The sequence below is a fragment of the Clostridioides sp. LIBA-6822 genome (assembly GCF_056688955.1).
This window is the reverse complement of sequence record NZ_CP196995.1, coordinates 727,752-752,667: the sequence shown is the minus strand read 5'-3', so window position 1 is coordinate 752,667 and position 24,916 is coordinate 727,752. Positions and strand designations below refer to the sequence as shown.

General features: G+C 27.3%; 27 protein-coding genes. 10 read left to right on the top strand and 17 right to left on the bottom strand.

Going from position 1 to position 24,916, the window contains the following annotated elements; genetic code table 11:
* Nucleotides 1-72: 72 nt before the first annotated feature.
* The 8 genes from ACTG48_RS03870 to ACTG48_RS03835 form a co-directional block, all read right to left on the bottom strand.
* On the bottom strand, nt 73-570 hold the full coding sequence (locus ACTG48_RS03870; RefSeq protein WP_021383483.1) for a GNAT family N-acetyltransferase: 498 nt from the start codon (nt 568-570) through the stop codon (nt 73-75).
* 264 nt (nt 571-834) lie between these two features.
* A complete protein-coding gene (locus ACTG48_RS03865; RefSeq protein WP_479918188.1) occupies nt 835-1,593 on the bottom strand; it encodes a MarR family winged helix-turn-helix transcriptional regulator in 759 nt (252 codons plus the stop codon).
* 427 nt (nt 1,594-2,020) lie between these two features.
* On the bottom strand, nt 2,021-2,728 hold the full coding sequence (locus ACTG48_RS03860; protein ID WP_044212777.1) for a methyltransferase domain-containing protein: 708 nt from the start codon (nt 2,726-2,728) through the stop codon (nt 2,021-2,023).
* Nucleotides 2,729-3,867: 1,139 nt separating this feature from the next.
* Complete coding sequence (locus ACTG48_RS03855; RefSeq protein ID WP_479918187.1) at nt 3,868-4,737, bottom strand: Nif3-like dinuclear metal center hexameric protein; 870 nt, start codon at nt 4,735-4,737, stop codon at nt 3,868-3,870.
* A 366-nt stretch (nt 4,738-5,103) separates the two neighbouring features.
* Nucleotides 5,104-5,571: a VOC family protein gene (locus ACTG48_RS03850; RefSeq protein ID WP_021383512.1), complete on the bottom strand. Its 468-nt coding sequence runs from the start codon at nt 5,569-5,571 to the stop codon at nt 5,104-5,106.
* Between the two features lie 463 nt (nt 5,572-6,034).
* Nucleotides 6,035-6,424 carry a BlaI/MecI/CopY family transcriptional regulator gene (locus ACTG48_RS03845; RefSeq protein ID WP_479918186.1) on the bottom strand — a complete coding sequence of 130 codons (390 nt, stop codon included), beginning with the start codon at nt 6,422-6,424 and terminating at the stop codon, nt 6,035-6,037.
* A 1,026-nt stretch (nt 6,425-7,450) separates the two neighbouring features.
* Complete coding sequence (locus ACTG48_RS03840) at nt 7,451-8,857, bottom strand: sensor histidine kinase (RefSeq protein WP_479918185.1); 1,407 nt, start codon at nt 8,855-8,857, stop codon at nt 7,451-7,453.
* Between the two features lie 42 nt (nt 8,858-8,899).
* Nucleotides 8,900-9,607, bottom strand: a complete 708-nt coding sequence (locus ACTG48_RS03835) for a response regulator transcription factor (RefSeq protein WP_479918184.1) — start codon at nt 9,605-9,607, stop codon at nt 8,900-8,902.
* A gap of 171 nt (nt 9,608-9,778) precedes the next feature.
* Here ACTG48_RS03835 and ACTG48_RS03830 point away from each other — a divergent pair, with 171 nt between their 5' ends.
* The 7 genes from ACTG48_RS03830 to ACTG48_RS03800 all read left to right on the top strand — a co-directional run bounded on the left by ACTG48_RS03830 (nt 9,779) and on the right by ACTG48_RS03800 (nt 14,676).
* The gene (locus tag ACTG48_RS03830) at nt 9,779-10,693 is read left to right on the top strand and encodes an ABC transporter ATP-binding protein (protein ID WP_479918183.1); all 915 of its coding nucleotides are present in this window, start codon (nt 9,779-9,781) and stop codon (nt 10,691-10,693) included.
* Nucleotides 10,693-11,454: an ABC transporter permease gene (locus ACTG48_RS03825; protein WP_479918182.1), complete on the top strand. Its 762-nt coding sequence runs from the start codon at nt 10,693-10,695 to the stop codon at nt 11,452-11,454. Before ACTG48_RS03830 ends, ACTG48_RS03825 begins: the two co-directional genes overlap by 1 nt.
* 11 nt (nt 11,455-11,465) lie before the next feature.
* Nucleotides 11,466-12,203 carry an ABC transporter permease gene (locus ACTG48_RS03820; RefSeq protein ID WP_479918181.1) on the top strand — a complete coding sequence of 246 codons (738 nt, stop codon included), beginning with the start codon at nt 11,466-11,468 and terminating at the stop codon, nt 12,201-12,203.
* Nucleotides 12,204-12,528: 325 nt separating this feature from the next.
* Nucleotides 12,529-12,705 carry a hypothetical protein gene (locus ACTG48_RS03815; RefSeq protein ID WP_021383324.1) on the top strand — a complete coding sequence of 59 codons (177 nt, stop codon included), beginning with the start codon at nt 12,529-12,531 and terminating at the stop codon, nt 12,703-12,705.
* 93 nt (nt 12,706-12,798) lie between these two features.
* The gene (locus tag ACTG48_RS03810; RefSeq protein ID WP_479918180.1) at nt 12,799-13,500 is read left to right on the top strand and encodes a hypothetical protein; all 702 of its coding nucleotides are present in this window, start codon (nt 12,799-12,801) and stop codon (nt 13,498-13,500) included.
* Nucleotides 13,501-13,761: 261 nt separating this feature from the next.
* Nucleotides 13,762-14,274, top strand: a complete 513-nt coding sequence (locus ACTG48_RS03805) for a GNAT family N-acetyltransferase (protein WP_479918179.1) — start codon at nt 13,762-13,764, stop codon at nt 14,272-14,274.
* A 132-nt stretch (nt 14,275-14,406) separates the two neighbouring features.
* Nucleotides 14,407-14,676: a DUF3795 domain-containing protein gene (locus tag ACTG48_RS03800; RefSeq protein ID WP_021383328.1), complete on the top strand. Its 270-nt coding sequence runs from the start codon at nt 14,407-14,409 to the stop codon at nt 14,674-14,676.
* A gap of 153 nt (nt 14,677-14,829) precedes the next feature.
* On the opposite strand, the gene ACTG48_RS03795 is transcribed toward ACTG48_RS03800, so the two are convergent.
* On the bottom strand, nt 14,830-15,075 hold the full coding sequence (locus tag ACTG48_RS03795; RefSeq protein WP_021383317.1) for a helix-hairpin-helix domain-containing protein: 246 nt from the start codon (nt 15,073-15,075) through the stop codon (nt 14,830-14,832).
* 1,279 nt (nt 15,076-16,354) lie between these two features.
* Nucleotides 16,355-16,735 (bottom strand): BlaI/MecI/CopY family transcriptional regulator, encoded by a 381-nt coding sequence (locus ACTG48_RS03790; protein ID WP_021383312.1) that lies wholly within the window; start codon nt 16,733-16,735, stop codon nt 16,355-16,357.
* 341 nt (nt 16,736-17,076) lie between these two features.
* Between ACTG48_RS03790 and ACTG48_RS03785 the strand changes: the two genes are divergently transcribed.
* The 3 genes from ACTG48_RS03785 to ACTG48_RS03775 all read left to right on the top strand — a co-directional run bounded on the left by ACTG48_RS03785 (nt 17,077) and on the right by ACTG48_RS03775 (nt 19,050).
* A complete protein-coding gene (locus ACTG48_RS03785) occupies nt 17,077-17,655 on the top strand; it encodes a hypothetical protein (protein WP_479918178.1) in 579 nt (192 codons plus the stop codon).
* Between the two features lie 72 nt (nt 17,656-17,727).
* A complete protein-coding gene (locus ACTG48_RS03780; RefSeq protein ID WP_479918177.1) occupies nt 17,728-18,405 on the top strand; it encodes a cysteine hydrolase family protein in 678 nt (225 codons plus the stop codon).
* A gap of 351 nt (nt 18,406-18,756) precedes the next feature.
* On the top strand, nt 18,757-19,050 hold the full coding sequence (locus ACTG48_RS03775; protein WP_479918176.1) for a YciI family protein: 294 nt from the start codon (nt 18,757-18,759) through the stop codon (nt 19,048-19,050).
* 90 nt (nt 19,051-19,140) lie between these two features.
* Here the strand turns inward: ACTG48_RS03775 and ACTG48_RS03770 are convergent, their stop codons facing one another.
* From ACTG48_RS03770 to ACTG48_RS03740, 7 genes are all read right to left on the bottom strand, one after another.
* Nucleotides 19,141-19,287: a hypothetical protein gene (locus tag ACTG48_RS03770; RefSeq protein ID WP_479918175.1), complete on the bottom strand. Its 147-nt coding sequence runs from the start codon at nt 19,285-19,287 to the stop codon at nt 19,141-19,143.
* Nucleotides 19,288-19,578: 291 nt separating this feature from the next.
* Complete coding sequence (locus ACTG48_RS03765) at nt 19,579-20,313, bottom strand: MBL fold metallo-hydrolase (protein ID WP_021383310.1); 735 nt, start codon at nt 20,311-20,313, stop codon at nt 19,579-19,581.
* Nucleotides 20,314-20,728: 415 nt separating this feature from the next.
* Nucleotides 20,729-21,430, bottom strand: coding sequence for a DUF4405 domain-containing protein (locus ACTG48_RS03760; RefSeq protein WP_479918174.1), 702 nt, complete (start codon nt 21,428-21,430; stop codon nt 20,729-20,731).
* 29 nt (nt 21,431-21,459) lie between these two features.
* Entirely contained in the window at nt 21,460-22,056 is a 597-nt protein-coding gene (locus tag ACTG48_RS03755; protein ID WP_479918173.1) for a cyclophilin-like fold protein, read from the bottom strand.
* A 93-nt stretch (nt 22,057-22,149) separates the two neighbouring features.
* Nucleotides 22,150-22,692, bottom strand: a complete 543-nt coding sequence (locus ACTG48_RS03750; RefSeq protein ID WP_021383305.1) for a flavodoxin family protein — start codon at nt 22,690-22,692, stop codon at nt 22,150-22,152.
* A 35-nt stretch (nt 22,693-22,727) separates the two neighbouring features.
* On the bottom strand, nt 22,728-23,447 hold the full coding sequence (locus ACTG48_RS03745; protein WP_021383340.1) for a flavodoxin: 720 nt from the start codon (nt 23,445-23,447) through the stop codon (nt 22,728-22,730).
* Nucleotides 23,448-23,461: 14 nt separating this feature from the next.
* A complete protein-coding gene (locus tag ACTG48_RS03740; protein ID WP_021383327.1) occupies nt 23,462-24,640 on the bottom strand; it encodes an iron-containing alcohol dehydrogenase in 1,179 nt (392 codons plus the stop codon).
* Nucleotides 24,641-24,916 lie beyond the last annotated feature (276 nt).

The window sequence follows — 24,916 nt, the reverse complement described above, 5'->3', positions numbered from 1 at the left end:
CTCCTATTTTTAAACAATAAAATAGGATAGTATTTTTTACTACCATCCTATTAATTCCCAATAAACTTTATTTTATATTAGTGTAAGCTCCATTTGAATAACTTCTTCTTTTACAGGTCTATCATTCCATGTAAATCCACTAGCTATTGTATTTACCTCCACAAACCCTAAAGATTTATAAACATGAATAGCTCTACTATTACTTTTTAATACATCTAACTCAATTTTTTTATATCCATATTCCTTTGATAAATCAATAATTTGTTTTAAAAGGTTACTTCCGATACCTTTTTCTCTGTATTCCTTAAGAATACCCATACCCAAATAGCCAACTGTTTCAGCTTTAGGCAAAACGTCACACCAACCAATACAGATATCTGATTTTACGTCAATTATAAACAGCTGTGGAAATTTTTCAATCATAACATTCTTTATAAATTCAACTGTTTCTTCAAAAGGAAATGCTTCGTCCATAGCTAGGTATTTCCTTTCTTTTGCAATATTATCAAAAGTCTGCCAATATGACCAAATATACTTTTCTTCTGGCTTTATAAATTTTATTCCTTCCATAAACTCAACATTTCCCCTTTTTTAATTTATGATTAAATCATGCTCTATTACCCTAATTATAATAGTAGATAAATTACTATATATATTAACTTAAAATAGCTTTGTATGTTTCTACTTATATATCTCTCTATTAAAATAAATTTTCCAGTAGTTAAAATAATATAGATATACTAGTCTTTTGATTCTATATTTCAACATCTCACAATTTAATTTGAGGTATAATAAAATATATAGAAAAACTTCTAAAATAGTACTATAAAATTTTTAATCTTCATCAATATCTGGTTTGCTTTCATTAATATCTTGTTTACTTTCATTCTTAGAACTATTTTTTATATCAAGTTCTTTCTCCGTAAAAAACTCTGGATGCTGTTTCATCAATTGTTCAATAAGCTCTGGATGTTGTTTTACCATCTCTTCAAATAGCTCTTCTCTATTAAAAAAATCTTGATATGCTTCACGTGAATTAAAGAAGTTTTGATTTCCTTCTCTACCAGCAAAACCACCTAAATATTGTCCATGATGAGGTCTTGGTGGTGGTTGCATAGGCATTCCATCAAAATTATTACCATCCTCACTTTTTATAGTTCTTTCCAGTTCATCAGTAATCTTTGTAAGAATGTCACTTAAATTCCTCTTTTCTTCTGGCTCTAATACATTAAATATCTGATTAGTTGGGTCTTCTTTCTGTTCATTTTTATTAATTTCATCCATTCCCTTTGATGTCAATCTTACTACCATTACTCTACGGTCTTTTTCTGAGTGTGTACGAGTAATAAATTCTTGATTTTCTAATTTTGAAAGTAACTCACCTAAAGATTGAGGTCTCATATCAAGTAAGTATGATAGTTCTTTTTGAGTGATTTCTGGCTTTATTTTCAGCATGGATAATACTCTACCTTGACCTCTATGTGTTGCTCTAAAAAATCCATGTGATTTATGATTTTGAAGGTGAAATTTATGTAGCAATGATTGTACTTTATAAAATTGTTCTAATAAATTTTCTTCTTTTGTCTCATTCATTATTGTACCTCCTAAGTTATTTATTTTATAATTTCATATTTTTATTCATTATATTATTTGATTTATAATTGCATATTTTGTTTATTTTGAATCTATAATTTAAAAGCTATTTTACTTGTATCGAGTATAAAAGTAAGCCTTTGATTTGTCAATGTTAGCTTATCATAAACATAGTTCTCCTATAATTAATACCTATTCATTTATCTATATTATATCCTATTCAAAGTTTATATCCTATACTTATACTCTGTATCATACAGTTATATTTTACATTATGTATTTATTTCTTATATAGTAGAGTTAGAAAATAAATAAAAAACATTTATATTTTTTAAATAAAAATACCCAATTGACATAAACAATACAACTGGGCATAAACAATCTAAAAAATTATTTTAAATTTAAGTTTTTCATCTAAATTTTTCTCTTATTTAACTTTAGCTATCAAGGAAATTGTATTAAAGTACTTGCCATTCTCTACTTCTAGCATTTTTTTATCATTTTTAGCATAAGAATTATCGCAGTTTAGCCAATCATTCCAAGCTTCATCATGACAGCTTAAAGCCTCACATTTCTCTACAGTTACAGACTCAGATTCTGACCAAAGTTCATTCCACCATTTAATTGAATGGAAATTCATATTGTCTTGCCAAAATGGAATAAGTTCATCTGGTATACAATTCACAAAATCTTGTTTTAATCCAGGCATTGCCATAGCAATTATTCCTCCCTCTTTTACAAGGGGTGATATGTGATTTTCTAAAAACCCTTCTTTATTTCCAAAATAATGGTAAGAATGTACACTTATTACTGCATCGAAAAAACCTTCTGCGTAAGGCAATTCATGTGCCTCAGCTTGTATAGGAAATATTTTATTATCCAATTTAAACTGTTTAAATCTTTCATAGTTTTCAGTTGGTTCTATCCACAAATCCGTTGCAAATACAGTAGCATCAAATTCATTAGCTAAAAATATAGAAGATATACCTCTACCACATCCTAAATCTAAGATACGCATTCCTTTTTCTAGTTTTATCTTACTCGTTAATTCTTCCAATATTTTTATACAATTAGGTCCCATCATATTTTCCATGAGAAATTCCTTATCGTATTTATTGCTCCTTGTAAATATCATTCTATCTTTCCTTTCCCTGCCAATTATTATTTATTAAATTTCATATATCTGATTTTCTATTTTTTAGATGAGTAATGATAAGTCATCTTTTTGTCCATTTTGAGATAGTTACTTGAATGAGCAATTATCTTTTTTATGTCTTTTTAGATAATTCTCTTTTTATATGTTTTAGATAATTACTTTTTATGTGTTTTTAAATAACTACTTTTTTATGTCTTTTTAAACAACTACTTTTATAAGTGGTCATTTTTTGATATTTAATAAGTTCTAATTATTTATGCTTTAATCTATATACTAATTAACTTATTTAATTTAGTGCATATTTGACACTTTACCTTTTATTATACCATTTATTCTCATAAATATAATAATTCTATTTTTTTAAAATAAATACTTATAATAATTCGAAATAAATATTTATAAAATCTAATCAAGTATAAATAATATCAGAAAAAATATCGAAAAATAAACCTAATAAATAACAATCATAAGTTCATTTGTAAATGTAAAATATGATTATATACTTACTTATGAACCCCTTTTATCTTGGCAAAAGCATTATATTTCATTTCTATATGGTATAACTTTATTGATTAAAACATAAATTTACAAATATATAAAATACAGAAAGGCACAGTAAACAGAGTCTTCCACACACCATACATCTTTGCAGTAATCAGTGAGCATTACATGGTAAGAGAATAAGAAAAAAACTTTTCAAACAATTAACTGGATGAGCAAAGGAAAAACAAGTTATAAGACTATAACTAACTGTAATATTAGCAAATACGGTTACTAAATGCCTATATAAGAAGATATAAAAATAAGCAGTCAGTAGAGACAAACTCCTACTAACTGCTTATTTTTATGATTTTATATACTATTTATTTTCTATAAATCTGCTAAATTATATTCTATAACCCTATAAATCATATCTTATAAATCTGCTAAATCATATTCTATAATCATATAAATCATATCTTATAAATCTGCTAAATCATATTCTATAATCCTGTAAATCATATCTTATAAATCTGCTAAATCATATTCTATAATCATATAAATCATATCCTATAAATCTGCTAAATCATATTCTATAATCCTGTAAATCATATTCTATAAATTTTCTAATTTATCCCCTATAAATCTGCTAAATATTTTTTCCCTTCCAAGAATTCTGATTCTAGACCTAGTTTTTTAAAATAATTAACCATAGACATACAGGCAAATTTTTCTGTAGAATAATGAGTAGCACCTATAACATTAAGCAAATTGTCCTTTGCTATTTTATGGAACTCTAATACTGGTTCAAAGTGCTTTAAAGGTTTAGTAAATCCAGTTATGTATAAATTTATACCAAGTTCGGCAACTTCACTTGCTACAAATGGATAACTTCCTCCTCCTGCTGCAATAGCAACTAAACCATCTTTTAATATAGCATCTCCATAATCATACAATTTAACATCATGACCAACAGTTTTTTTGACTAATTCCTTAATCTCTTCCACTGATTTTAAGGAAGTCTTACATATAACTCCTGTCTTGATTTTATCATCATATTTACAAAATGGTTCGACTATTTCTAAGCCTAGAGCCTTTGCAAAACTGACAGAAGTTGAATACTCACTATAGTTGTCTAATGGCGAATGTAATACGTAAAAAGAGATTCTACGAGTTCTCATCTCTTCCATATAAGATAATGGTATATCATGGAATGGAAAACATTCATCTGATGCTATGTACCCCATTGCATGATGTGAAAAAATTAAAATATCTTTCTCATCTTTATCTATAACCTGCTTAATTATCTCCTTGTCAGGAAAAGTAGTTGTGTATACTTTATTGATACTTTTAGCATTATCTAATACTACTCCTATGTATTTCGTTTTAAATTCTGGAGTAATAAAATCATTTTCAAAATTCATAAAACTCCAATCATCCTCAATATTTTTAATATCAAACTCCAATTCTAATTTTTTGTAAAGTTCAACTGCTTTGATAATACCCACTCCTTTACAACAATATTTGACTAATACATATTAATATAATAATTTTACAATAACTTTTTTGTTTCTAAATACTCTGACCTTACTTTTTCTTAATGTTGTCAATATTCAATTTTATCAAAGTATTTCTAGGCTATTTTTATTTCTTATATGTTATTTTATTCATTTTATATTAATATTCTATTCATTCTAATTTACTTTATAATTCTTGTAAAATATTAATCCTATAAATTCTCTTTAGTTCATTCCATCATAATTAATCTTAATTCAAGTAATTACTACTTGAACATATTAAACATAATTTTATATAGTTGCATTATCATGTAACTTAAATTTTAAAATATAATAAAGGAAAAATAAAAAAAAACATTACTTATTACTTTCAAACTGCTTTACAAATTCAATTGGATGTTGAATTATTTTAGAAGTTTCTTCTACAGAATAGCCTTCAGATAAATACCTTCTAGCTATGACTTCCATGGATTCTCCTATCTCAATAATATGCTTATCAGGGTCGTAAATACGGACTACTCTCTGTTGCCACTCATATTTTAATGGCTGATGAACAAACTCCACATCTTTATAAGAGTTGAGTTTTTCAATAAATTTATCAAAATCATCAACCTCAAAATAAAGTTCCATATTATTTGATTTTTGTATAATTGTATCTGGATTAATCCCTGTAAGCCATCCAAAATCTTCTTGTATAGCAAATCCTCCACTAAAGCTTACATTTTTACCTAAATCCAATTCAACTTCTTGCTCAAATAGCTCTTGATAAAACTTTTTTGATACTTCAACATCATTTACTGCTAATAGTGAAACTTGATATTTCATAAATTCCCCCTCCTAATTTTTAGTACTTTTTTAGTTTGTTCAATATTTTTTATTATCTCTTTATTTTATCAGTTTAAATAAGAAAACTGTATGTCATATTTACAAGGCTTATACATCTCATACATTCTAAAATTTCATATTTCATATTTAAAAAGCTGACTTATTATATTTGAACAGCACCCTATTTATTAGACACAGTAAACAAGATACTGTAAAATTCTACTAAATGGGGTGCTGTTCAATTTAAAAAAGCTACCTTAATTACACTTATCTAGTTGATAAGTAAAGGTAGCTTTTTTAATCGAATTAATAAAATATCCATTATTATTTACACTCATGCTTAATCTGATTTGGATTAATCTAACAATACACTCATAGATTTTATCTATACTACTTAAGTAGTCATATAGATTATATAAATATACTATATGATTTAGATTGGAAGTCTAAAAAATATTCTACTTTATATGTTTTTTTCATCTTTTTTTAGACTCTCTATCCACTCTTCAATAAATAATAATTCTCCTTTACTCAAATTAATATTATCATGTAATGCTAATAATAAACTTTTCATAGAGGAATCATGAACATTTTTAAAGAAATCTCTAGTTTCAACATTTACGTATTCCTTCTCTTTAATTAAAACTTCATAGTGTGTATATTTATCTATCTTTTGAGAATTTAGAAATCCTTTCACTACCAATCTAGATAAAAGAGTCAAAGTCGTTGTTTGCTTCCACTGATATTTTTGCTCCATTCCTAAAACAATATCTCTCGATGTTGCTTTGGAATCTAGTTTCCATATAAATTTCATTATCTTTAATTCTGATTTTGGCAACTTTTTTATAGGCATGATAAACCTTTGCTACTCAGAATATAGACAAGCAATATCCATAATAAAATTTTTTTAGTAAATAAATCTTATATTGATTTATATGAACTTCGATTTATAAGATATTTTTAAATTTTAAATTTAGCTACTTGTACACAGTAAATATATATAAATAGTGTCAAATTTCTTTTGTATTATATTGCTTAATTTTATGAAATATTTTGTACTCAGCTATCTACTTTTGGATACTTGTCCAGTAGCTCTCCTTCCTTATTATATTTTTTAATTTTAAATATTGTATTTCAATTTCCTTTAGCTTTTTATTTCCTAACTAAAAAAATAATGTTAATTGTAATTTTAAGATTCTACTTTCGGATTTAATTGTAATTTTCTATATAATTATATTTTGCTATTTCAGCAGTTTTTTTATCTATATCTACTTTTTTAAATTTTTACATTAATCATATTATAAATAATCAATATATTTCGATATATATATACATCTGTACAAGATATGTACTAAAATAATACACAAAAACTCTACTTTAGTAGAACTTCAAAACACAAAATACGCTAATTTAATATATTTTTCTTGTTATAAATAAATAAGTAAGATAAAACATACTTAAAATAATTGAATAAAAGCTACTATAATTACACAGAACATCATACAATTAAAACCTTCTTTAGCATATGATTATATTTTTCTTAAAATTAAAAAACACTATACTCTAATTCTATTTTAGTAGAATTTTTTTGTCAATAATAATATTGAATATTAGATAAAAAATATAAAAAAATGGAATTATATAAAGAGTTTAACAGTCTTACAATAATTCCAAAATATTATTTCTATGAAAATTTTGATACCACAAGCAACTCAACTTTAAGCGCATAAAGTAAAAGTTACTCTTTATTTAATAAAACTTGACAAGAAAAGAATTTATCATTATTCTACTCTAATAGAGCCTCTTTGTCAATAAATAATAAAATTATTTTCAAAATATTTCCATTCTTCATTCTTATCTGTTATTATTTTATAAAATATTACTTAATCAGTGGTAATTTTAGTATTGTTTTTATTCCTTGACAATCAGTACTTATAATATCTAACTTGCCTTCATGTGCATTGATAATACCTGCCACTATCAAAAGACCTAGACCATGATTTTGACCTTTTGCATATGCTTCACTTAAGCCATTTTGTGATTTTAATAAATAATTAATCTTTTCTTGGCTCATCCCTTTTCCATCATCTTCAACAATTATATAGCAAAAATCCAAATCTGATTTAGAAATCACCTTTATATTACAACCTTGCTGATTATGAGTTATACTGTTTTGTATTAAGTTACTAATAGCTCTCTTTAACAATTTTTTATCTGCATTGATGGTAATATCTTCATTCAATATATCAAGCTCTATATAAAAATCATTATCCAAATTATTATTTATAAATTCAGAAACAAGCTCTCTCAAAAACACAGAAACCCTAATCTTATCACAATTTAATGGTTGCATATTATACTCAAGTTTAGACACCAAATTAAGGTCATTTACTAATTCTCTAATTTTAACACCTTGATTACATATAATAGATGCTTGTTCTTGCTCTCTTTGAGAAAGACTACTGCTTTCTTCAAGTTCTCCAGAATATCCAATTATCATTGAAAGTGGTGTCCTTATATCATGAGATATTCCTGCAATCCAGTTAGTCCTAGCTTCCTCTTTCTTTCTAAGCTTTTCATTTTTCATTTGTAACTCTTTAGACACAGTATTAATAGATTTTGAAATATCGCTTAATATCCCCTTTTCTTGAAGAAGTACTGGCTCACCCTTTGACATAAGCTTTATACCAGTAATAATTGGCTTTATGGATTTAACCATTTTTAATCCTATAAATAAGGCTAGTAAAAATGTAATTATTGCATTAAACAGAAGCATACCTATTATCATCATAGGAAATTGACTTATTTCGTCAATAGTATAGGTAAGGTTGAATTTAGTATATTTGTCCTTAGGATACCCTGTTACTAAGGTTCCATTTGGATGTTCCCATACATACACAGGATAATCTTTTAAAAAGAACCTTGAGAACTTAGCTACATCTGTCAAAGTATAATGGTCTGGAATTTCTTTTGGCAAATCAAAGCCCCATACTCTATCTCCATTGTCATCAATTAGCATTGCCCATACTTTATTGCTATGTAAAACTCCCTTACTAGAATCATCTAGAGTAAATTTTCCATCTTTTAAAATTAATTTATCTTCAAGCATCATCAAGTTTGCTCTTATTTCCTTACTATCACTTTGATTTAAATCACCTGAATACTTAGATACAAATGTCATATATGAAAACATGAATAAACCTAATATATTTAATATAATAAAAAGCAACGAAATCAAGATACTTGAACCTATAAATCTCCTTAATATATACTTTACACTATCCAAAATTAAATCACTCCTCTTGACTTCCTTCATTCTTATCTAAAATTAATTAATTATCAACTTATATCCAAGCCCTCTTACTGTAAGAAGATGCTTAGGAGAAGATGGAGTCTTTTCTATCTTTTCTCTAACCCTTCTGATATGAACCATAAGAGTATTTTCATATCCATACATATCATCTCCCCAAATAGCTTGACACAGTGAGTCACTAGTAACAATTCGCCCTTTATTTTCATACAACTTTAAAAGTAGTGAATGTTCTTTAGCTGTTAAAGAAAGTTCTTGTCCATCTTTTTCAACAGATGCACTATTTAAATTCACAACAACAGAATCTCCTAATCTAAATATTGGTAACTCATCTTCTTCTATAGACACATATACACGATTTAATATCCCCACAAGTCTTAAGGTAAGTTCCTTTGGTAAAAATGGCTTTACTATATAGTCATCAGCCCCTAGACCTAAACCAATCAATCTATCCTCATCTTCACCTCTTGCAGAAAGAAAAATCACTGGTATCTTAGATGTCTCTCTAATTTTTCTCATAATGGAAAAACCATCCCCATCTGGTAAAACAACATCTAAAATTGCACAATCTGGCTTTATATTTTTAAATACTCTAACAGCTTCCTCATAACTCGATGCTAAAAATATTCTACTAAAGCCCTCTTTTCTTAGGATTTCATCTATCATTTTTAATAACTCCTTGTGGTCATCCACTACAAGTATTTTTTTATCTTTTATTGATTCCATAATCATCACCCTTTTTTAGTATATCATAGACCCTTTTTCATGACTTTACCTCAATAGACTATTTAAGGTTATTGTAAGGTAAACGTCAGCTATCTGAAATGTAACCAAGTTATTATACTAATATAAGCTAAAAAAAACAATAAACACAGGTTAAAAAAGGGGATGAAATATATGGAAATGATAATTAGAACACAAAGACTTTCAAAGGAATACAATAAAATATTTAGAGTAAGGGATGTAGACCTAAGAGTTCCAAAAGGAGCTGTATATGGCTTTCTAGGTCCTAATGGAGCAGGAAAATCTACCACTCTTAAAATGTTACTTGGACTTGCAAAGCCTACACAAGGAAATATTAATATTTTAAATAAAGAACTAAATGAGAAGAATAGAATATCAATTTTGAAGGACATTGGTTCATTGATAGAATCTCCATCATACTATGGACATTTAACAGGTCTTGAAAACATGACTATCATGCAAAAACTCTTAGATTTACCTAAAAGAAATGTAAATGAAGCACTGAAAATAGTAAGACTAGAAAACCAAAAGGATAAAAAAGTTAGTCAATATTCTCTAGGTATGAAACAACGTCTTGGTATTGCCATGGCTATAATGAAGTTTCCTAAATTATTAATACTTGATGAGCCTACAAATGGGCTTGACCCAGCAGGAATTGAGGAAATTAGAGAATTAATAAAGTCACTACCAGAAAAATATGGTATGACAGTTCTAATATCCAGCCATCTTTTGAGTGAAATTGACCAGATTGCCACATCAATAGGAATAATAAACCATGGTGAACTTGTTTTTCAAGATAGCATAAAAGAACTTCATGATAGAGGACAAAGTCATATTGCTATCAAAACACAAAACCTTGTATCTACACAAAAACTATTGAACAATAAAGGATATATGTCACTTATACAAAATGGATACTTGACTATTGAAAATTTAAAGGACTCAGATGTAGCCAAAGTAAATAGTATGCTTGTCAACTCAAATATTGATGTATTCAGAATAGAAGAGCATAAAAAGAGCTTGGAAGACATATTCCTAGAACTTACTGGTAAGGCGGTGACGTTATAATGAAATATCTTGGTCTAGAATTTTACAAACTTAAAAGAAAGAAAATTATTCTGATGACCTTTTTATTTGTAGCTGTTGAAATAATGTGGTGCATCATGAATTCAAGCAGAGCTATTACACGTAACCCAGATATGCTAGGTGGATTTGAATATTCATATATGATTATGAGTTTTACAAGTTTAAATGGTTTATTCTTTCCTATTCTAATAGCAATAATTACATCACGTATAAGCGATATAGAGCATAAGGGAGATACATGGAAACTTTTAAAATCTTCTGTAACATCCTTAAATAGTATTTATTCATCTAAATTTTTATGTTCTGCTATTTTGGTATCTGTACCCGTATTGATGCAAGTATTATCTATTATCCTATTTGGATATTTTAGAGGAGTTACTGAGCCACTTTCCATATTTTTACTTTTAAAATATTCATTAGGAACAATTCTCGTAAATATTGCTATAATTGCACTCCACTTATGGATTGCAACTGTAATCCCAAATCAAATGATTGCAATTACATTTGGTATGGTTGGTAGTTTTATAGGTTTGACATCAGGATTGTTTTATCAAGGTATTCGTAGATTATTTGTATGGTCTTATTACCTAGAATTATCACCTCTGAGTTATGCTTATGATACTGTTGCAGGTTCATCTGTTTACAGAACTAATATGAATTTTTCTATTACAATTTTAATTTTCTTAATTGGAATGTTAATTTATTATATTGGAAGAAATCATTTATTAAAAAAAGAAGTATAGGAGGGGTTTAAATGTTAATGAAATCAGTTTTGGGAGAAATCCTAAAGTTAAAAAATTCTTTTATATGGTATGTATTATTAGCTTTACCACTTATAAGTGTATTGATTGGTTGTGGTAACTTTTATCTAAATCAGGGTATACTCACAAAACAATGGTATAGCTTATGGACTCAAGTTAGTCTTTTTTATGGGGAATTTTTCTTTCCTATCTTAATAGCAATCTTTTGTGCTTATATTTGTAGGCTTGAACATATGAATCGTAATTGGAATAATATAATGACATTGCCAGTTAATCTAAAAAATATCTTCTTATCTAAGCTTGCAGTAGTTTCAATACTTACAGCTATTACACAAATTGTATTTGTTATCTTTTACATAGTTGCAGGAAATATGTTTGGTTTTCCTGATAGTATACCTAAAGAACTTACTGGTTGGATTGCTAAAGGCTGGATTATTTCTATTTCAATAGCTTCTATACAGCTATATATGTCTATTAAGATAAGAAGTTTTGCAACTCCTATTGGAATCAGCCTTTGTCTTTCTTTGTTTGGTATGGGTTTAATAGTGGCTAAACCTTCTATTGGTATCTTTTTTCCTTATTCTATGCTAGGAAGTGCAATGGGAGTTATAAAACAATCTGCTTTAAATATTAATGATACTTTGGTTACAATATGTGTTGCATTTATTACTACTATAGTTTTTTCTGAAATTGCCAATAGAAATTTTAAGAAAAATGATGTTATTTCTTAATAGCTAATATATTAGAATCAAATATATTAATAGTAAAGATTTTATTTAGAATTAAAACCATCTATTATAATTCAAATACTTATTTTATCTAATTATATTTGAATTATAATTAGATGGTTTATTTATTATATATTATATTTATTTGCATATTGTATATTTATTTTTATAAAGCAATTATTATCTTAATGTTATATAATCTTATTTTTTATCATATTTTTTTGTATATTACTTTAAAATATTTAGTGTTAAAAAATGACTTTCACCACGTGATATGGTAAAATACAGGAAAAGCTTATATATATTTTTATGAGGAGGGCATATAAATATGTTTGCATTTGGATTTAGTTTGGTAATCCTTTTATTAGTACTGCTGTTAACAGTAGGTATATTTGTGGGTATTATAAAAAAAAATAAGCCAATATTAGTTACATCTTCAGTTACTTTATCAATAATACTTATTACTATAATTGTAATTTGGAATTTAATTCCTGATGCATGGTGATAAGCTTATTTATATAACTATATACTTAGGCATTAGTATTCAGACATAGTTGTATAACTCAGAAAGAGTTTTAATATTATTTGGAGGAAAAATATGAATACCATAGATTATGAAGATAGCAAAATAACAACACTTTGGAATGAATATGCAAACACAAGAAATAGTGGCTTGAAAAAGTTAGCAAACAAAAAACTAGACCTTATGATTGAATACATACTGACATTACCTGAAAGTAAGCAGAAAAATTTTGTTACATATATTTGCAAGGAACGTTTTGATAAAAATAGTATAAAAACATTTCAACAACCTCTAGTTGTTAAGTTAATTTTTCCAATAGTCAAAAAGGCTATTTTAAATGAGGAAATGCCTTTTCTTAGATGGGGATACCAGTTGGATATTCCTATTTTTTTGGATAATGAAGAATACTACTCTTCTGAGGATATGTTAAAAGACGCCTTAAGGTTAGATAACAAAGATATTAAGTCTGTAGAATTATTATTAAATAAGTATATAGATGGGCTCTGGTTTGCCTCTCACCATATACAAGAAAGTGTGATTCTAGGTACTAAAGAAAATATTAAGTATAATTTAGACGAATTGGACAAACTACTTACAAAATATAAAGAAAGATTAGGTTCGTATAGTGAATACTTAAAGGAAAAAACTTATTATCAAGAGTTGTATGACTTATGGTTTCAATATGATAAAACTAGTAAAGATATTTCATTCCCTGAATGGTTAGAAATTAGAGGATACAACTATTATTGGTGTAGTGCTTTTTATTATAAAAAATAATAGAAGCTTACTACTCTACTCTCCTAACTATATACTTTTTATTTAAAGGCTATATATCTGTTACTTAAAAGTTATATGCTTGATATACAATTAAAAGTATAAAGGTTCATAATAATATTATTATTTAAAATTATTTATTATTATACTAAAGGTTTAATGTAAATCTGACTACTATATTATATAATGAAAGTTAATTAAATATAGCTAAAAAATTATTAAATATGATGAATAAATATTTAACTTTTGTGAGGTGTAATTAAAATGATAATTAGACAAGAAAAAGAAAGTGATAAAAATAAAGTGTATGATGTTATTAAGTCTGCCTTTGAAAATGAAGAAATTTCTGACCACGATGAGCATAATCTTGTTAATCGTTTAAGAACTAGTGATAACTTTGTGCCAGAACTTTCAATAGTAGCTGAGCATGATGGAGATATAGTTGGTCATATTTTATTTACAGAAATTAAGGTTGGGGATAATGTCCTTTTAACATTAGCTCCTGTATCAGTTTCTCCTAGTATGCAAGGTAAAAAAATTGGTACAAAGCTAATTGAAGAGGGGCATAAAGTAGCAAAGGCAAAAGGATATAAGGGTTGTGTTGTTTTAGGGCATGACAAGTATTATCCTAGGTTTGGTTATCAGGTAGCAAGTAAATTTAATATAGAAGCTCCATTTGAAGTTCCAGATAAAAACTTCATGGCTCTAGAATTATTAGAAAGTGGATTGCAAGGAATCTCTGGTGTTGTAGAATATGCAAAGGAATTTTTTGAGTAGTCTTTATAAGTTTAGTATAAAAGAAATAATAATCTTATGTATAACATTTAGATGACTCTATAATTTCAAATAATTGATTTTTAGTCATCTAAATTTATTTTATAATACTAGTACTAGAAAGGATGTTTTAATATGTTTGAATCAAGATGTGGTGTTTGTTGTAACAGCTGTACAAGAAAAGAGCAAGTGAATTGCACTGGCTGTCCAAATATGGAAAAGCCATTTTGGGGTGGAGAATGTAAGGTTAAAACTTGCTGTGAAGATAAGGCGCTTAATCATTGTGGGGAATGTGATACTTTCCCTTGTGATATGCTTTTAAATAAGGGTAAAGACCAAGGTTTTGACCCTATGGTAAATATTGAGCAGTGCAGAAAATGGCTTGAGGAGACAGTTTCTAATTAATTATATTAACATATTTTGTTGAGTAATATATTTAGATAGATACATAGATTTACATAAAATTTACAACTAAAAAAGAGTCAACTATTCGTTTTTATCATTATTTAAAATGAATAGTTGACTCTTTTACTGATTCCTAAACTTCTCTAAGTTTTTTTAATCTTTCCAATACCACCATTTTAGTTTTTCTGATTCTGGATTTTCAGTTGATGCAAAATATACTGCACAACGATATACATATAGCTGACATCTATCTATATGATGTCCACGCATTAAACATTCTTTTTCATACATTTCTGTTGGATTTTCATCTTTAAGTGATTCGATTGTTGTATATCCTAACATCATTAAAGATTCTTCTGTTGCTTTCCCTACCCCTGGAATTTTCTGTAATTCACCCATATTACACCTTCTTTCTGAAGTCTATTTTTTGAATAAAACTTTCACCCATTAAAGGTTTTTCCCCATTACTATTTTAAAATGAAACCCATTACAAGTTACTCCACTATGTAATATTTTTATTCCATAGAATCTTCATAAGATTTACTCCTATATTTTAAATATCTCCCTGAAATTTTTCTAATTTTCATATTATATTTATTGTATCATATTAATGATTTCCCTTAATAAATATATCTTATAAAATATCTCTCTATACTCCATTTACAGACTTTCAAAAAATTCCTTATAATTCAGTTATTCTATCTGAAGTTTCTCTTATCCTTTTCATTAAATATATGGGAATATTATCTCAGTACTACTATTTATCAACTTTCTTTCAACGATTTGTACATCTTTTAATTTTTCCAACTATATTTCTAAAGTCTTTTTCCTTATTCATCTAAATTATCTTTCCTTATCTGTTTCTAAAAATAATTAATAAACATCCTTTTTCTAATTTATATAGTAATATGTTTGACTGTTTATACAATTATATATAACAAAATTTAAATCGAGTATCTTATTTTAAATGTCAAATATTATTTAGGTTTTTAGTTAAAGATATCCTTATATTGCTTTATTAATAATTGAAACATGCTATTTCATTTTTAAACTATAGCATTTCATTTTGAAATATAATATAGAAAAATAAAATACTACTACTAATACTACTTAAGAAAAGGTTTCTATAAATTCTTATTGAATCGATTCGGTTCTCAATTAAATTGCAATAAATTACACAAAAAAATAAAAAAATATTATTAATCCAAAAAGTTGGCATGTTTTGTGCTTTTATAATCTAACATAAATCTAAAATCAAATAAGGAGAAAAAAATGAATAAAAAACAGTTGATGAAATTCTTACTTGTTGCAGCTATACCAATAATCGTATGGAGCTTACCTGCCCCACAAGGATTAAAAAAAGAAACTTAGTATATTGTTGAAAATCTCCTTTTATTAGTTCTTATATAACTGGTTTCTTATTTTATTTGAAGTTTCTTTATAATTTTATCAAGAATATAAGAATTATTAAGAAACAAAGTTCTAGTTCATTATAGTATATTAATTTTTTATTCTAGTTAAATTTAATAGTTAATTTAATGATTTAGTATGAGAATTCTAGTATATCTTTTTATTCCAGTTAATATCAAAATTATTTTATATTAAATTTACACAGTTAAAAAGAGTCTTATAATTGTAAATAAACCATTACAAAACTCTTTTTAGACTATAAATTACATTATATGTAAGCTTCTTCCCAATTTACTACCCAGTTTTCCAATGAGTCTATCTTCTCTGCCGTTAACTCCTCTTCATGAAATGACACTAATAAATTCTTTATAAAAATATTCTTCAAAAGGCTTTGTACATTTCTTGATATAAATTCAAAGTACGTATTTTCTTTGATTGCAACTGTATAATACATACATTTACTCGTTTCTTGTACATATAAGAATTTTTTCTTTGACAATCTTGATAAAGTTTTTAAAGCTACTTTCTCTGGTAAATTATGCTCTTCCTGCATATAATCAATAACCTCATATGAATTTGTTTTTATATCTAAATTCCAAATAAATTTCATAATAACTAACTCTAATTTTGATAATTTTTTTAAACACATAGTTATCACTCCACTTCCTTATCTATATAATTAGATATTACAGTAATAATTTCACAAAATCAATTACAATAATTATTATATACCATAAAAATAATAAAAAAATATTTATAATGTAATAAAGTTCACAATTATTATATTTTTCAACTTAAGTATTATAAAACTTTCAAATTGTAGTATATAAACTATTGTCTAAAATACTTGTAATACTCTATTTCATATCTAAATCAAAGATACAATTTAGAATAAATTATATATTTTACTATGTTTGCTTGACAGTATTTTTTTTAGAGCATAAAATAGTACTTGTTAGATAACAATTACTATTTTAAGGAGTTGAGCTTATGCCACCTAAAATAAAAACAGATAGAGATGCAATCATAAATGCAGGATTTGAAGTAGCAAAAAATGAAGGTGTTACTGTCATCACTGCTCAGAAAGTTGCACTAGTACTAGGTACATCAGTTGCCCCAATTTTTCGAGAATTCCAGACAGTTGAAGATTTGCGTGTTTCTGTAGAGGAAAAAATCCATACATTTCATACTCAATATATCAGTGATTATCCTTCTCAATATATCGGTGATTACTCTTTAGATGATTCTGCTTTTTTAACTTATGGACTTGGATATATTAACTTTGCCAAAGAATACCCAAATTTGTTTGAAGCTATTATGCAACACAGTACTATAAATTATAACTTAGATGAACAAGCATCTAAACAACTTGCTTTTGTGGTGAATAGTGCTGCTAGTGAAGGTTCGCTTAGTTTTGAACAGGCAAAAGAATTATTTTATAACATATGGATTTATACTCATGGTATTGCTTGTTTAGTCTACAAAGGAAGTCTAACTCTTACAGGTGAAGAAGAAAAACAACTACTTATTACTGCTTTCAATGCTTTTCTTACAAAGTACAAAAAGTAAGAGTACATATCATTAAAAATAAAAGTAAGATTATCTCAAGATTAAAAATATAAACTAAAAGGAGACTTATTTATGAAAGCTTTCTATACTTTTGTACAACTATGTAGTATTATCATATTTGCTACATTGTGTTCTTTTACGCCCACTGCCATATCATACTTTCTTCTTATAATTTTGATTCTTAGAATGATTCTATTTATACGCCCTACAAAAGGAGAAAAAATACAAGATTTTCAAGAACCTCAAAAGATTTTGTTGGTTATTGATATGCAAGAAGCTATGTGTGGAAAAGATGGAATTTATCCTCAAAAAGAGGAATTTGTAAGTAGTGTAAATAGAGTTATCATTGAAGCTAAAGAACAAGGACAAAAAATAGTATATATCTGTCAAGAATTTAATCACTTTGATTTTCTATTTTGCCTTATTTCAATGGGTGGTTGCCTTTTTCAAGGGTCAAAGGGAGCTTCCATTTGTAGTGATTTAAATGTCGAAAATAATGAAGTGTTTGTTAAACATCAGCAAGATGCCTTTACATCCAAAAGTTTTAGTGAATACCTAAAAGAAAATAGAGTTGATACAATCTCAATTGTTGGATTAGACTCATCAGCTTGTGTTTATAAGACAGCATTAGGAGCAATAAACAGAGGGTACCATGTTAATATCATAAAGAATGGTGTTCTTGGTAAGAGTGTAAATTCTACAGAAAAGGCTTTGAAAAAATTATCGACAAAGGGTGTTTCAATTTATTAGCCCAGAAATAGTAAGTTTTAATTAATGGCAATTAGTGAACTAAACTAATTGTCATTAATTCTATAAAGTCATAATTAAACTAATTTGTTAACTCAAAATACTAATATAGCATTATACCACATTTCCTAAAGCTTACCTGCCTTAGTTGCAAAATGTGTTACACCTAAACATCCAATGGCTTTGACCAATACTTCTTGAATGATTACCTTTTTTATTACATTATACTTTGTTTTATTTTTTAATAAAATTTAACATCATACAATCGTATTACATTAGCTTTATATTTGACTTTGTAACTTAAAAGTGCTAGTTTAAATGTATTAAATATACTTTATCTAAGGAGATGTACGTATGGTAATAGTAAACATAACATATACAGTTGAACTAAATAAAATTGAAGAAAAACTAGATGCACATATAGAATTTTTAAATAAATATTATGCAAATAACAAATTTATATGCTCTGGAAGAAAAAATCCTAGATTAGGTGGAATAATTTTATGCAATACTGATAAAGAAGAAGCTAATAAAATTATACAAGAAGACCCTTTTTATATTAATAAGCTTGGTGATTATGAGATTATTGAATTTGAAGCATCAAAGATTAATAATAAATTAATAGCTGAAAAGTTAAAATATTTATAGATTACATAAATAAAGTTATTAATTTAATAATTAAAATTAACTACTAAAATGCCCTTATAATTCTATTTAATGATTATATGGGCATTTATTTTATGCAAAATCTCCAATAGCTATTGCAATAGCTACTTTTCCAGATAAATCTTTAATATCATTGGCACTTATAATAGGTTCTTTGATAGAGTTACCTATATTATTTTTAGTTACTAGAATTTTATTAAAAATAAAAGGTATGAACAATGTGATTAGCAACTAACTTCGACTTTACAGATATGTTCGTAATAAATTTAATATCCTTACAACTTAAAAATTTAATATCAAAATTAATATCTTTACAACTTAATAACATCTTTAAAACTTAACAATATCCTTAGAATTTAACAATATCCTTAGAATTTAAATAAATAGATTCTAAGGATTTTTTTATTATTTATCTTTAATTTTCCTGCTTCATATTCAAACATGATTTTAAGTAATTTAAGAAATTATTGTAGATTATTTTAAATCACATAATACTATTTGATAATAATACTATTCAATAACTATATTTTTTAATGCCTCAGTTACATTTTTTTGAAACAATCCGCCATGACTAAAAATTACTTCCTCTATATCATAATTGCTTATATTTTTGATAGCATCTGCCAACTCTTGTTTGTTGCTATGCATCACATCAACTGGCTCGAGTTCCCCATCCTTTATTTGTAACAAATCTCCAGCAATAAGTACTTTAGATTTCTTTAAATAAAGGCATATATGACCTCTAGTATGCCCACCTGTATGTATAACTTCTACTTCCTCACCTAAATTTAAAACTTCATGGTTATCCAAAGATACATCTACTTTAGTGTATGATGACTTAAATCCAAGTCCCATAACATTTAACATACTAAGCATCTTATCATCAATATTGTCCACCATTTGCTCTAACATATAAAGTTTATAAGGCGTTTCTTCCCCTGTTATATAGCTAACTTCACTTTTGTATGCGTATACTTTGATATTATTCTCAGACTTTTCTCTTAAGTAATTTATATTTCCTATATGGTCTATATCATGATGAGTGATTATTATATTTTTTAATTTATTGAAGCTTGTATTACTTTTGTTAAGAGCCTCCATTATCAACTCCCCTTGCCCTGGCAGACCAGTATCGACAAGAGTTGCCTCATCTTCTGTATAGATTACAGGAATATACATAACTTTATTTTCGCCCAATACATGTGATGAAACTTTTAAAACATCTAATCCTTTTGTTAAGTTCATAATATTTCTCCTTATAATTACTTAATTAGAGGTCAATTTAATTAAAGAAATTGAAAAAACATAGATTATCCTCTAGTTATATTTTATTAATAAAAAATTGTTAATACCTAGTATATCACTTAAGTTGAGGGATTACTCGACTTGATTTTTTTGTTATTTTGTGGTATAGTAATTAGTATAAAAGTAAGTAATTATAAGCTTTACAACCACTTTTATTTTTTCTTATTATTCTTTGATTTACTCTCGTATTTATATTATTAAAACTAAAAGTACATTAAAAGAATATGAAAAAATATTACACTACATTATAGATGATTATTTATAAAGAAAAGAATATTATTTAATTAATAAAATTTAATTAATAAAAAACATTAGCCATATGACTAATGTTTTTTTAATTTATATGCATGTTGATTCATTTATATAACTCCTTAGATTTCTGTTTTAATAAGGTGATTTTTTGAAAATAATTTGAAATACAGCTCACAATACACACAATCATCCCCATAATTGATAAATAATCAATGAAAAACAAAATTATTGGGCGTTCTTTATCAAAGAATACAAACTGATTTACAAGAAACATATAATCTATAATGTTTTTCTGTACAAATGCATAAATACCATAAACAACTACCACAGTAGAAATGATTCGCAAAATCAAAACTCTAATCTTTGAATTTTTAATATAAAACACACTACTTACAGTATTTATCATGATTCTCCAGTGAAGACCAAGATGTATTGACATCAACACAAATCCCCAATAAGAAGCAAGTAAATGTACTATTCTAGCTAATGATATCCCATTATGTATTGGTAGAAAAACAAAAACATGATTTGATAGAATTATTCCACTGACCATTAAACACATCATACAGACAAGTAGTAGAATATTTACTATAAGTAAGATAATTCTAGTACATGAATACCGACCTTTTAGTATATTTTTATACCATCTATAATTTAAAATATTATGCAGAATGAATATAATAAATATCGCTAATCCCAGCCATTCATGTGTAGACTCACCCACCAGTTCATATGCCATTATAATTGGTAACATTCCAATCATTCCAACATCAAGAAGGATTTGCAAGATTCTTTTTGGGGACATATTTAAGCACTCCTTTAAAGTATATAACTTTACATTTTTTCTATAGTAACTCTAACTCCCTTCTCCATATTACTCAACTCTTCTAAACCAGATTCAAAATGCCCCATAGGAATCAATCCATTGGCATAAGGTTGGTCTTTGTAATATATTGCTAGATTGCCCCAAGGACCATAACATGTAATATCTCCAATATCTGGGTTATAGCCACTAGGTGCTTCTTTTTGAGAAAGTTCTGTTGGAGTATATGCAATTTTTTCTGCACCTGCAAAGTCATCAAAGGAAACTGTTATTGGAAGCTGAACAATCAAACTTTGTGTAGTTGGATTATTTTCAAGCACAGCAACTGCTTCTTTATCATCAAATGTTAACTTAATACGGATTTCATGTTCATTTATTTTATCAGGACTACTTACTTTATCAATAGAATTTACTTTATTAGTAGCATTTACTTTATTAGTAGTATTTATTTTATCAGTGGCATTTGTACTTTGATTATTTGGGACTTGAGATAGTGCGTTTAAATCATCTGCCTTTGTTTTAGCTGATGATGTATTGTTACATGCTGATAAAACAAAGCTACTAGTTAATATAGCTAAAAATATAATCCATTTTCTTATTTTACGCATACAAAATCCTCCTTTTATCTATAAGTAAATCTCGTTTGTTAATCAATGAAGTTCATGTTTTTCAACAATTTATTTTCTTATATGTTAGTTTTATTAAATAGATTTTCCCATTTCGTAAGCCTTTTTCAGTATATTTGTATCATTTTTAATTGCACCAATTTGGTCTAAGCCAGTCCCTCTTACTACACCAGCCAATCTTGCTTTTTCAAAACAGTCAATCCATCCCTGCAACCCTTTAAGTGCACCATCCATGGCACTTTCATTAACATCTGCTGCTGTTGCAAGTAGATAAATATCACTAAAGGCATACTCAGCTGGAAAAATTGGATTTGTTCTATCCAAAAGTGTTTTCATCTGTCCAGTCATCTCATAGAAATATATTGGACTAGCAAATACAAGTACATCAGAATTACACATCTTTTTAATGATGTCATTTGCATCATCTTTTAGTACACATTTACATGTTGTTTGGCAAGCAAGACATCCAGTACAAAACTGAATGTTTTTATCATATAGAGTAATCTTTTCCACTTTATTACCTTGTTCTCTTGCCCCTCTTGCAAATTCATCTGCTAGTTCTTCAGAGTTTCCATTTTTTCGTGGACTAGTAGATATTATACAAATATTTTTTCCCATAATTTTATTCCCCTTTTAAATTAATTATTATATATTTATTTTGTTAATCCAAGATTAGACAACCATGTGTTTATCTCATCTTCTGTATCATCTGGAAGTGTTTGACTAATAGCTAGACCATCTTTAATTGTTGCTTGTGGCTGTTCTTTTCTGATGTTCTCAATACTGTTTGAAAATCCACTACCACCACTAGTACAAAATGGTATGATAATTTTATTTGAAAAATCATACTCTTCTAAAAAGCTATACACTGCCATTGGCATATCACCCCACCAGTTAGGATATCCAATAAAAATTATGTCATAAGAGTCTATATCACTTCTATTAGTTAAAAGTTTTGGACGAATGTTATCGTTTCGTTCATCACGCCCTTGAGTTTCAATAATACTATAATCAGATGGATATTTATTTTCCATCTCTATAAGAGATATATCACCACCAGTTTTACTTTGAATCATCTTTGCAACAATTTCAGTATTTCCTTCAATTACATTGTTTCTAATATTTACACTTGCAGAGGATACAGCTTCTGTTTCATTTGGAGTATCTGAGTTCCCAATACGAGAAAAATAAGCAACTAAGATACGTGCATCTTCTATTTTGATTGCTTCACTATCAGGTTTTAATGATTCACTCGTTTCAGATGTTTTACTTTGAGTAGATTCTGATTCTTGTTGTTTTTCACATGCAACAAGAAAGAATATCAATGTAGAGCAAAGAACCACACCTATCAGCTTTTTGTAATAGTTTATCATTTATATATCACTCCTTAATCGTATGCTTTTTCAAAAATTGCAACACATTCTTCATGGTTCATTTCACAAGGATTTGCAAGGAATAGACCTCCCATAGTATCACGGGCATTTTTTGCTAAAACATCAAGTTCTTCATAAACAATCCCATAATCACTCATCTTCAAGTTATCAACACCACATGCTTTTTGTAGGTCTACTAGTGTTGTGATGAAATCTTCTGGCTTTGAGGCATTCTTCATACCCATAGCCTGTGCCATTCGTATAAATCTTTCATCACAGGCATGTTTATCAATAAAGAATTCATAAAATGCTTTTGATATCATAATTAAACCTGCTCCATGAGGAAGATTCTGATGATATGCACTCATAGCATGTTCCATTGAATGTTTGGCTGTAGTGCTGGTGATTACCATTGCTTGACCAGATAAGGTATTAGCAAAAGCAACATGTTCTCTTGCTTTTATATCTTTTCCATCTTTTACTGCACGAGCAAGATAGTTTGCAATATTTTCGATAGCAGTTAAAGCAATCATGTCACTCATAGGATTCGCAAATTTGCTAATATAGACTTCTGTTGAATGAAATAGTGCATCAAAACCTTGATATGCAGTATACTCTGAAGGTACAGTTGTCATAAGCTCAGGGTCTACAATTGCTAATACAGGAAAAAGTCTATCATCTCCACCAAAACCTATCTTCTCATTTGTTTTATCATTGGTAATAACTCCCCATTGGTCAACTTCTGAACCAGTTCCAGCAGTAGTTGTAATACATACAAGTGGAAGAGGATTTTTTACAAGCAGTTTTTCTCCACCTGTGCCACCAAATATATAATCCCATATATCTCCATCATTTGTGGCCATTGCAGCCATTGCTTTTGAGGCATCCATTACACTACCACCACCTAAAGCAACTATAAAGTCACAATTATTGTCACGTGCTATTTTAGCACCTTCCATAATAGTAGATTTAATAGGATTTGCCTGTACTTCATCAAACAATACAAATTCTACTCCAGCAATTTTAAGCTGTTCTTGTGTTCGATTAAGAGCTCCACTAGTATGCGTAGATTTTCCATTTGATATGACAAGTAATGCTTTTTTCCCAGGTAAACTCTCTCTATGGAGTTGATTTAGTTGCCCACATCCAAATTTTACACGTGTTGGTATAAAAAAATTAAAGTTAGTATTCATTTTATTCACCTTTCCTTTTTGTATTTTAATTTTTATTTTCGGTGTTAAAAATCAAGTAACAAAGTCTTTGATTTTTATTAATTTTCCTAAGAAACACATATCTATAATTTAAGGAGCATATACTTATAATTTGATGATAGAATATGCTCATTTTAAATTTTAGATAATAAAACTATATTGATTTTGTTTATCAATTATAGTATCATCCCTTTCAACTACATTATAGAATCTGGCTATTCAAATATCAAATACCTATATTAAATCTATTGTTATGCT

What these genes read in the sequence shown, in the direction of transcription:
- ACTG48_RS03870 (WP_021383483.1), bottom strand. Translation starts at nt 570, where the DNA reads ATGGAAGGAATAAAATTTATAAAGCCAGAAGAAAAGTATATTTGGTCA.
- ACTG48_RS03865 (WP_479918188.1), bottom strand. Translation starts at nt 1,593, where the DNA reads ATGAATGAGACAAAAGAAGAAAATTTATTAGAACAATTTTATAAAGTA.
- ACTG48_RS03860 (WP_044212777.1), bottom strand. Translation starts at nt 2,728, where the DNA reads ATGATATTTACAAGGAGCAATAAATACGATAAGGAATTTCTCATGGAA.
- ACTG48_RS03850 (WP_021383512.1), bottom strand. Translation starts at nt 5,571, where the DNA reads ATGAAATATCAAGTTTCACTATTAGCAGTAAATGATGTTGAAGTATCA.
- ACTG48_RS03845 (WP_479918186.1), bottom strand. Translation starts at nt 6,424, where the DNA reads ATGCCTATAAAAAAGTTGCCAAAATCAGAATTAAAGATAATGAAATTT.
- ACTG48_RS03835 (WP_479918184.1), bottom strand. Translation starts at nt 9,607, where the DNA reads ATGGAATCAATAAAAGATAAAAAAATACTTGTAGTGGATGACCACAAG.
- ACTG48_RS03830 (WP_479918183.1), top strand. Translation starts at nt 9,779, where the DNA reads ATGGAAATGATAATTAGAACACAAAGACTTTCAAAGGAATACAATAAA.
- ACTG48_RS03825 (WP_479918182.1), top strand. Translation starts at nt 10,693, where the DNA reads ATGAAATATCTTGGTCTAGAATTTTACAAACTTAAAAGAAAGAAAATT.
- ACTG48_RS03820 (WP_479918181.1), top strand. Translation starts at nt 11,466, where the DNA reads ATGTTAATGAAATCAGTTTTGGGAGAAATCCTAAAGTTAAAAAATTCT.
- ACTG48_RS03815 (WP_021383324.1), top strand. Translation starts at nt 12,529, where the DNA reads ATGTTTGCATTTGGATTTAGTTTGGTAATCCTTTTATTAGTACTGCTG.
- ACTG48_RS03810 (WP_479918180.1), top strand. Translation starts at nt 12,799, where the DNA reads ATGAATACCATAGATTATGAAGATAGCAAAATAACAACACTTTGGAAT.
- ACTG48_RS03805 (WP_479918179.1), top strand. Translation starts at nt 13,762, where the DNA reads ATGATAATTAGACAAGAAAAAGAAAGTGATAAAAATAAAGTGTATGAT.
- ACTG48_RS03800 (WP_021383328.1), top strand. Translation starts at nt 14,407, where the DNA reads ATGTTTGAATCAAGATGTGGTGTTTGTTGTAACAGCTGTACAAGAAAA.
- ACTG48_RS03795 (WP_021383317.1), bottom strand. Translation starts at nt 15,075, where the DNA reads ATGGGTGAATTACAGAAAATTCCAGGGGTAGGGAAAGCAACAGAAGAA.
- ACTG48_RS03790 (WP_021383312.1), bottom strand. Translation starts at nt 16,735, where the DNA reads ATGTGTTTAAAAAAATTATCAAAATTAGAGTTAGTTATTATGAAATTT.
- ACTG48_RS03785 (WP_479918178.1), top strand. Translation starts at nt 17,077, where the DNA reads ATGCCACCTAAAATAAAAACAGATAGAGATGCAATCATAAATGCAGGA.
- ACTG48_RS03780 (WP_479918177.1), top strand. Translation starts at nt 17,728, where the DNA reads ATGAAAGCTTTCTATACTTTTGTACAACTATGTAGTATTATCATATTT.
- ACTG48_RS03775 (WP_479918176.1), top strand. Translation starts at nt 18,757, where the DNA reads ATGGTAATAGTAAACATAACATATACAGTTGAACTAAATAAAATTGAA.
- ACTG48_RS03765 (WP_021383310.1), bottom strand. Translation starts at nt 20,313, where the DNA reads ATGAACTTAACAAAAGGATTAGATGTTTTAAAAGTTTCATCACATGTA.
- ACTG48_RS03760 (WP_479918174.1), bottom strand. Translation starts at nt 21,430, where the DNA reads ATGTCCCCAAAAAGAATCTTGCAAATCCTTCTTGATGTTGGAATGATT.
- ACTG48_RS03755 (WP_479918173.1), bottom strand. Translation starts at nt 22,056, where the DNA reads ATGCGTAAAATAAGAAAATGGATTATATTTTTAGCTATATTAACTAGT.
- ACTG48_RS03750 (WP_021383305.1), bottom strand. Translation starts at nt 22,692, where the DNA reads ATGGGAAAAAATATTTGTATAATATCTACTAGTCCACGAAAAAATGGA.
- ACTG48_RS03745 (WP_021383340.1), bottom strand. Translation starts at nt 23,447, where the DNA reads ATGATAAACTATTACAAAAAGCTGATAGGTGTGGTTCTTTGCTCTACA.
- ACTG48_RS03740 (WP_021383327.1), bottom strand. Translation starts at nt 24,640, where the DNA reads ATGAATACTAACTTTAATTTTTTTATACCAACACGTGTAAAATTTGGA.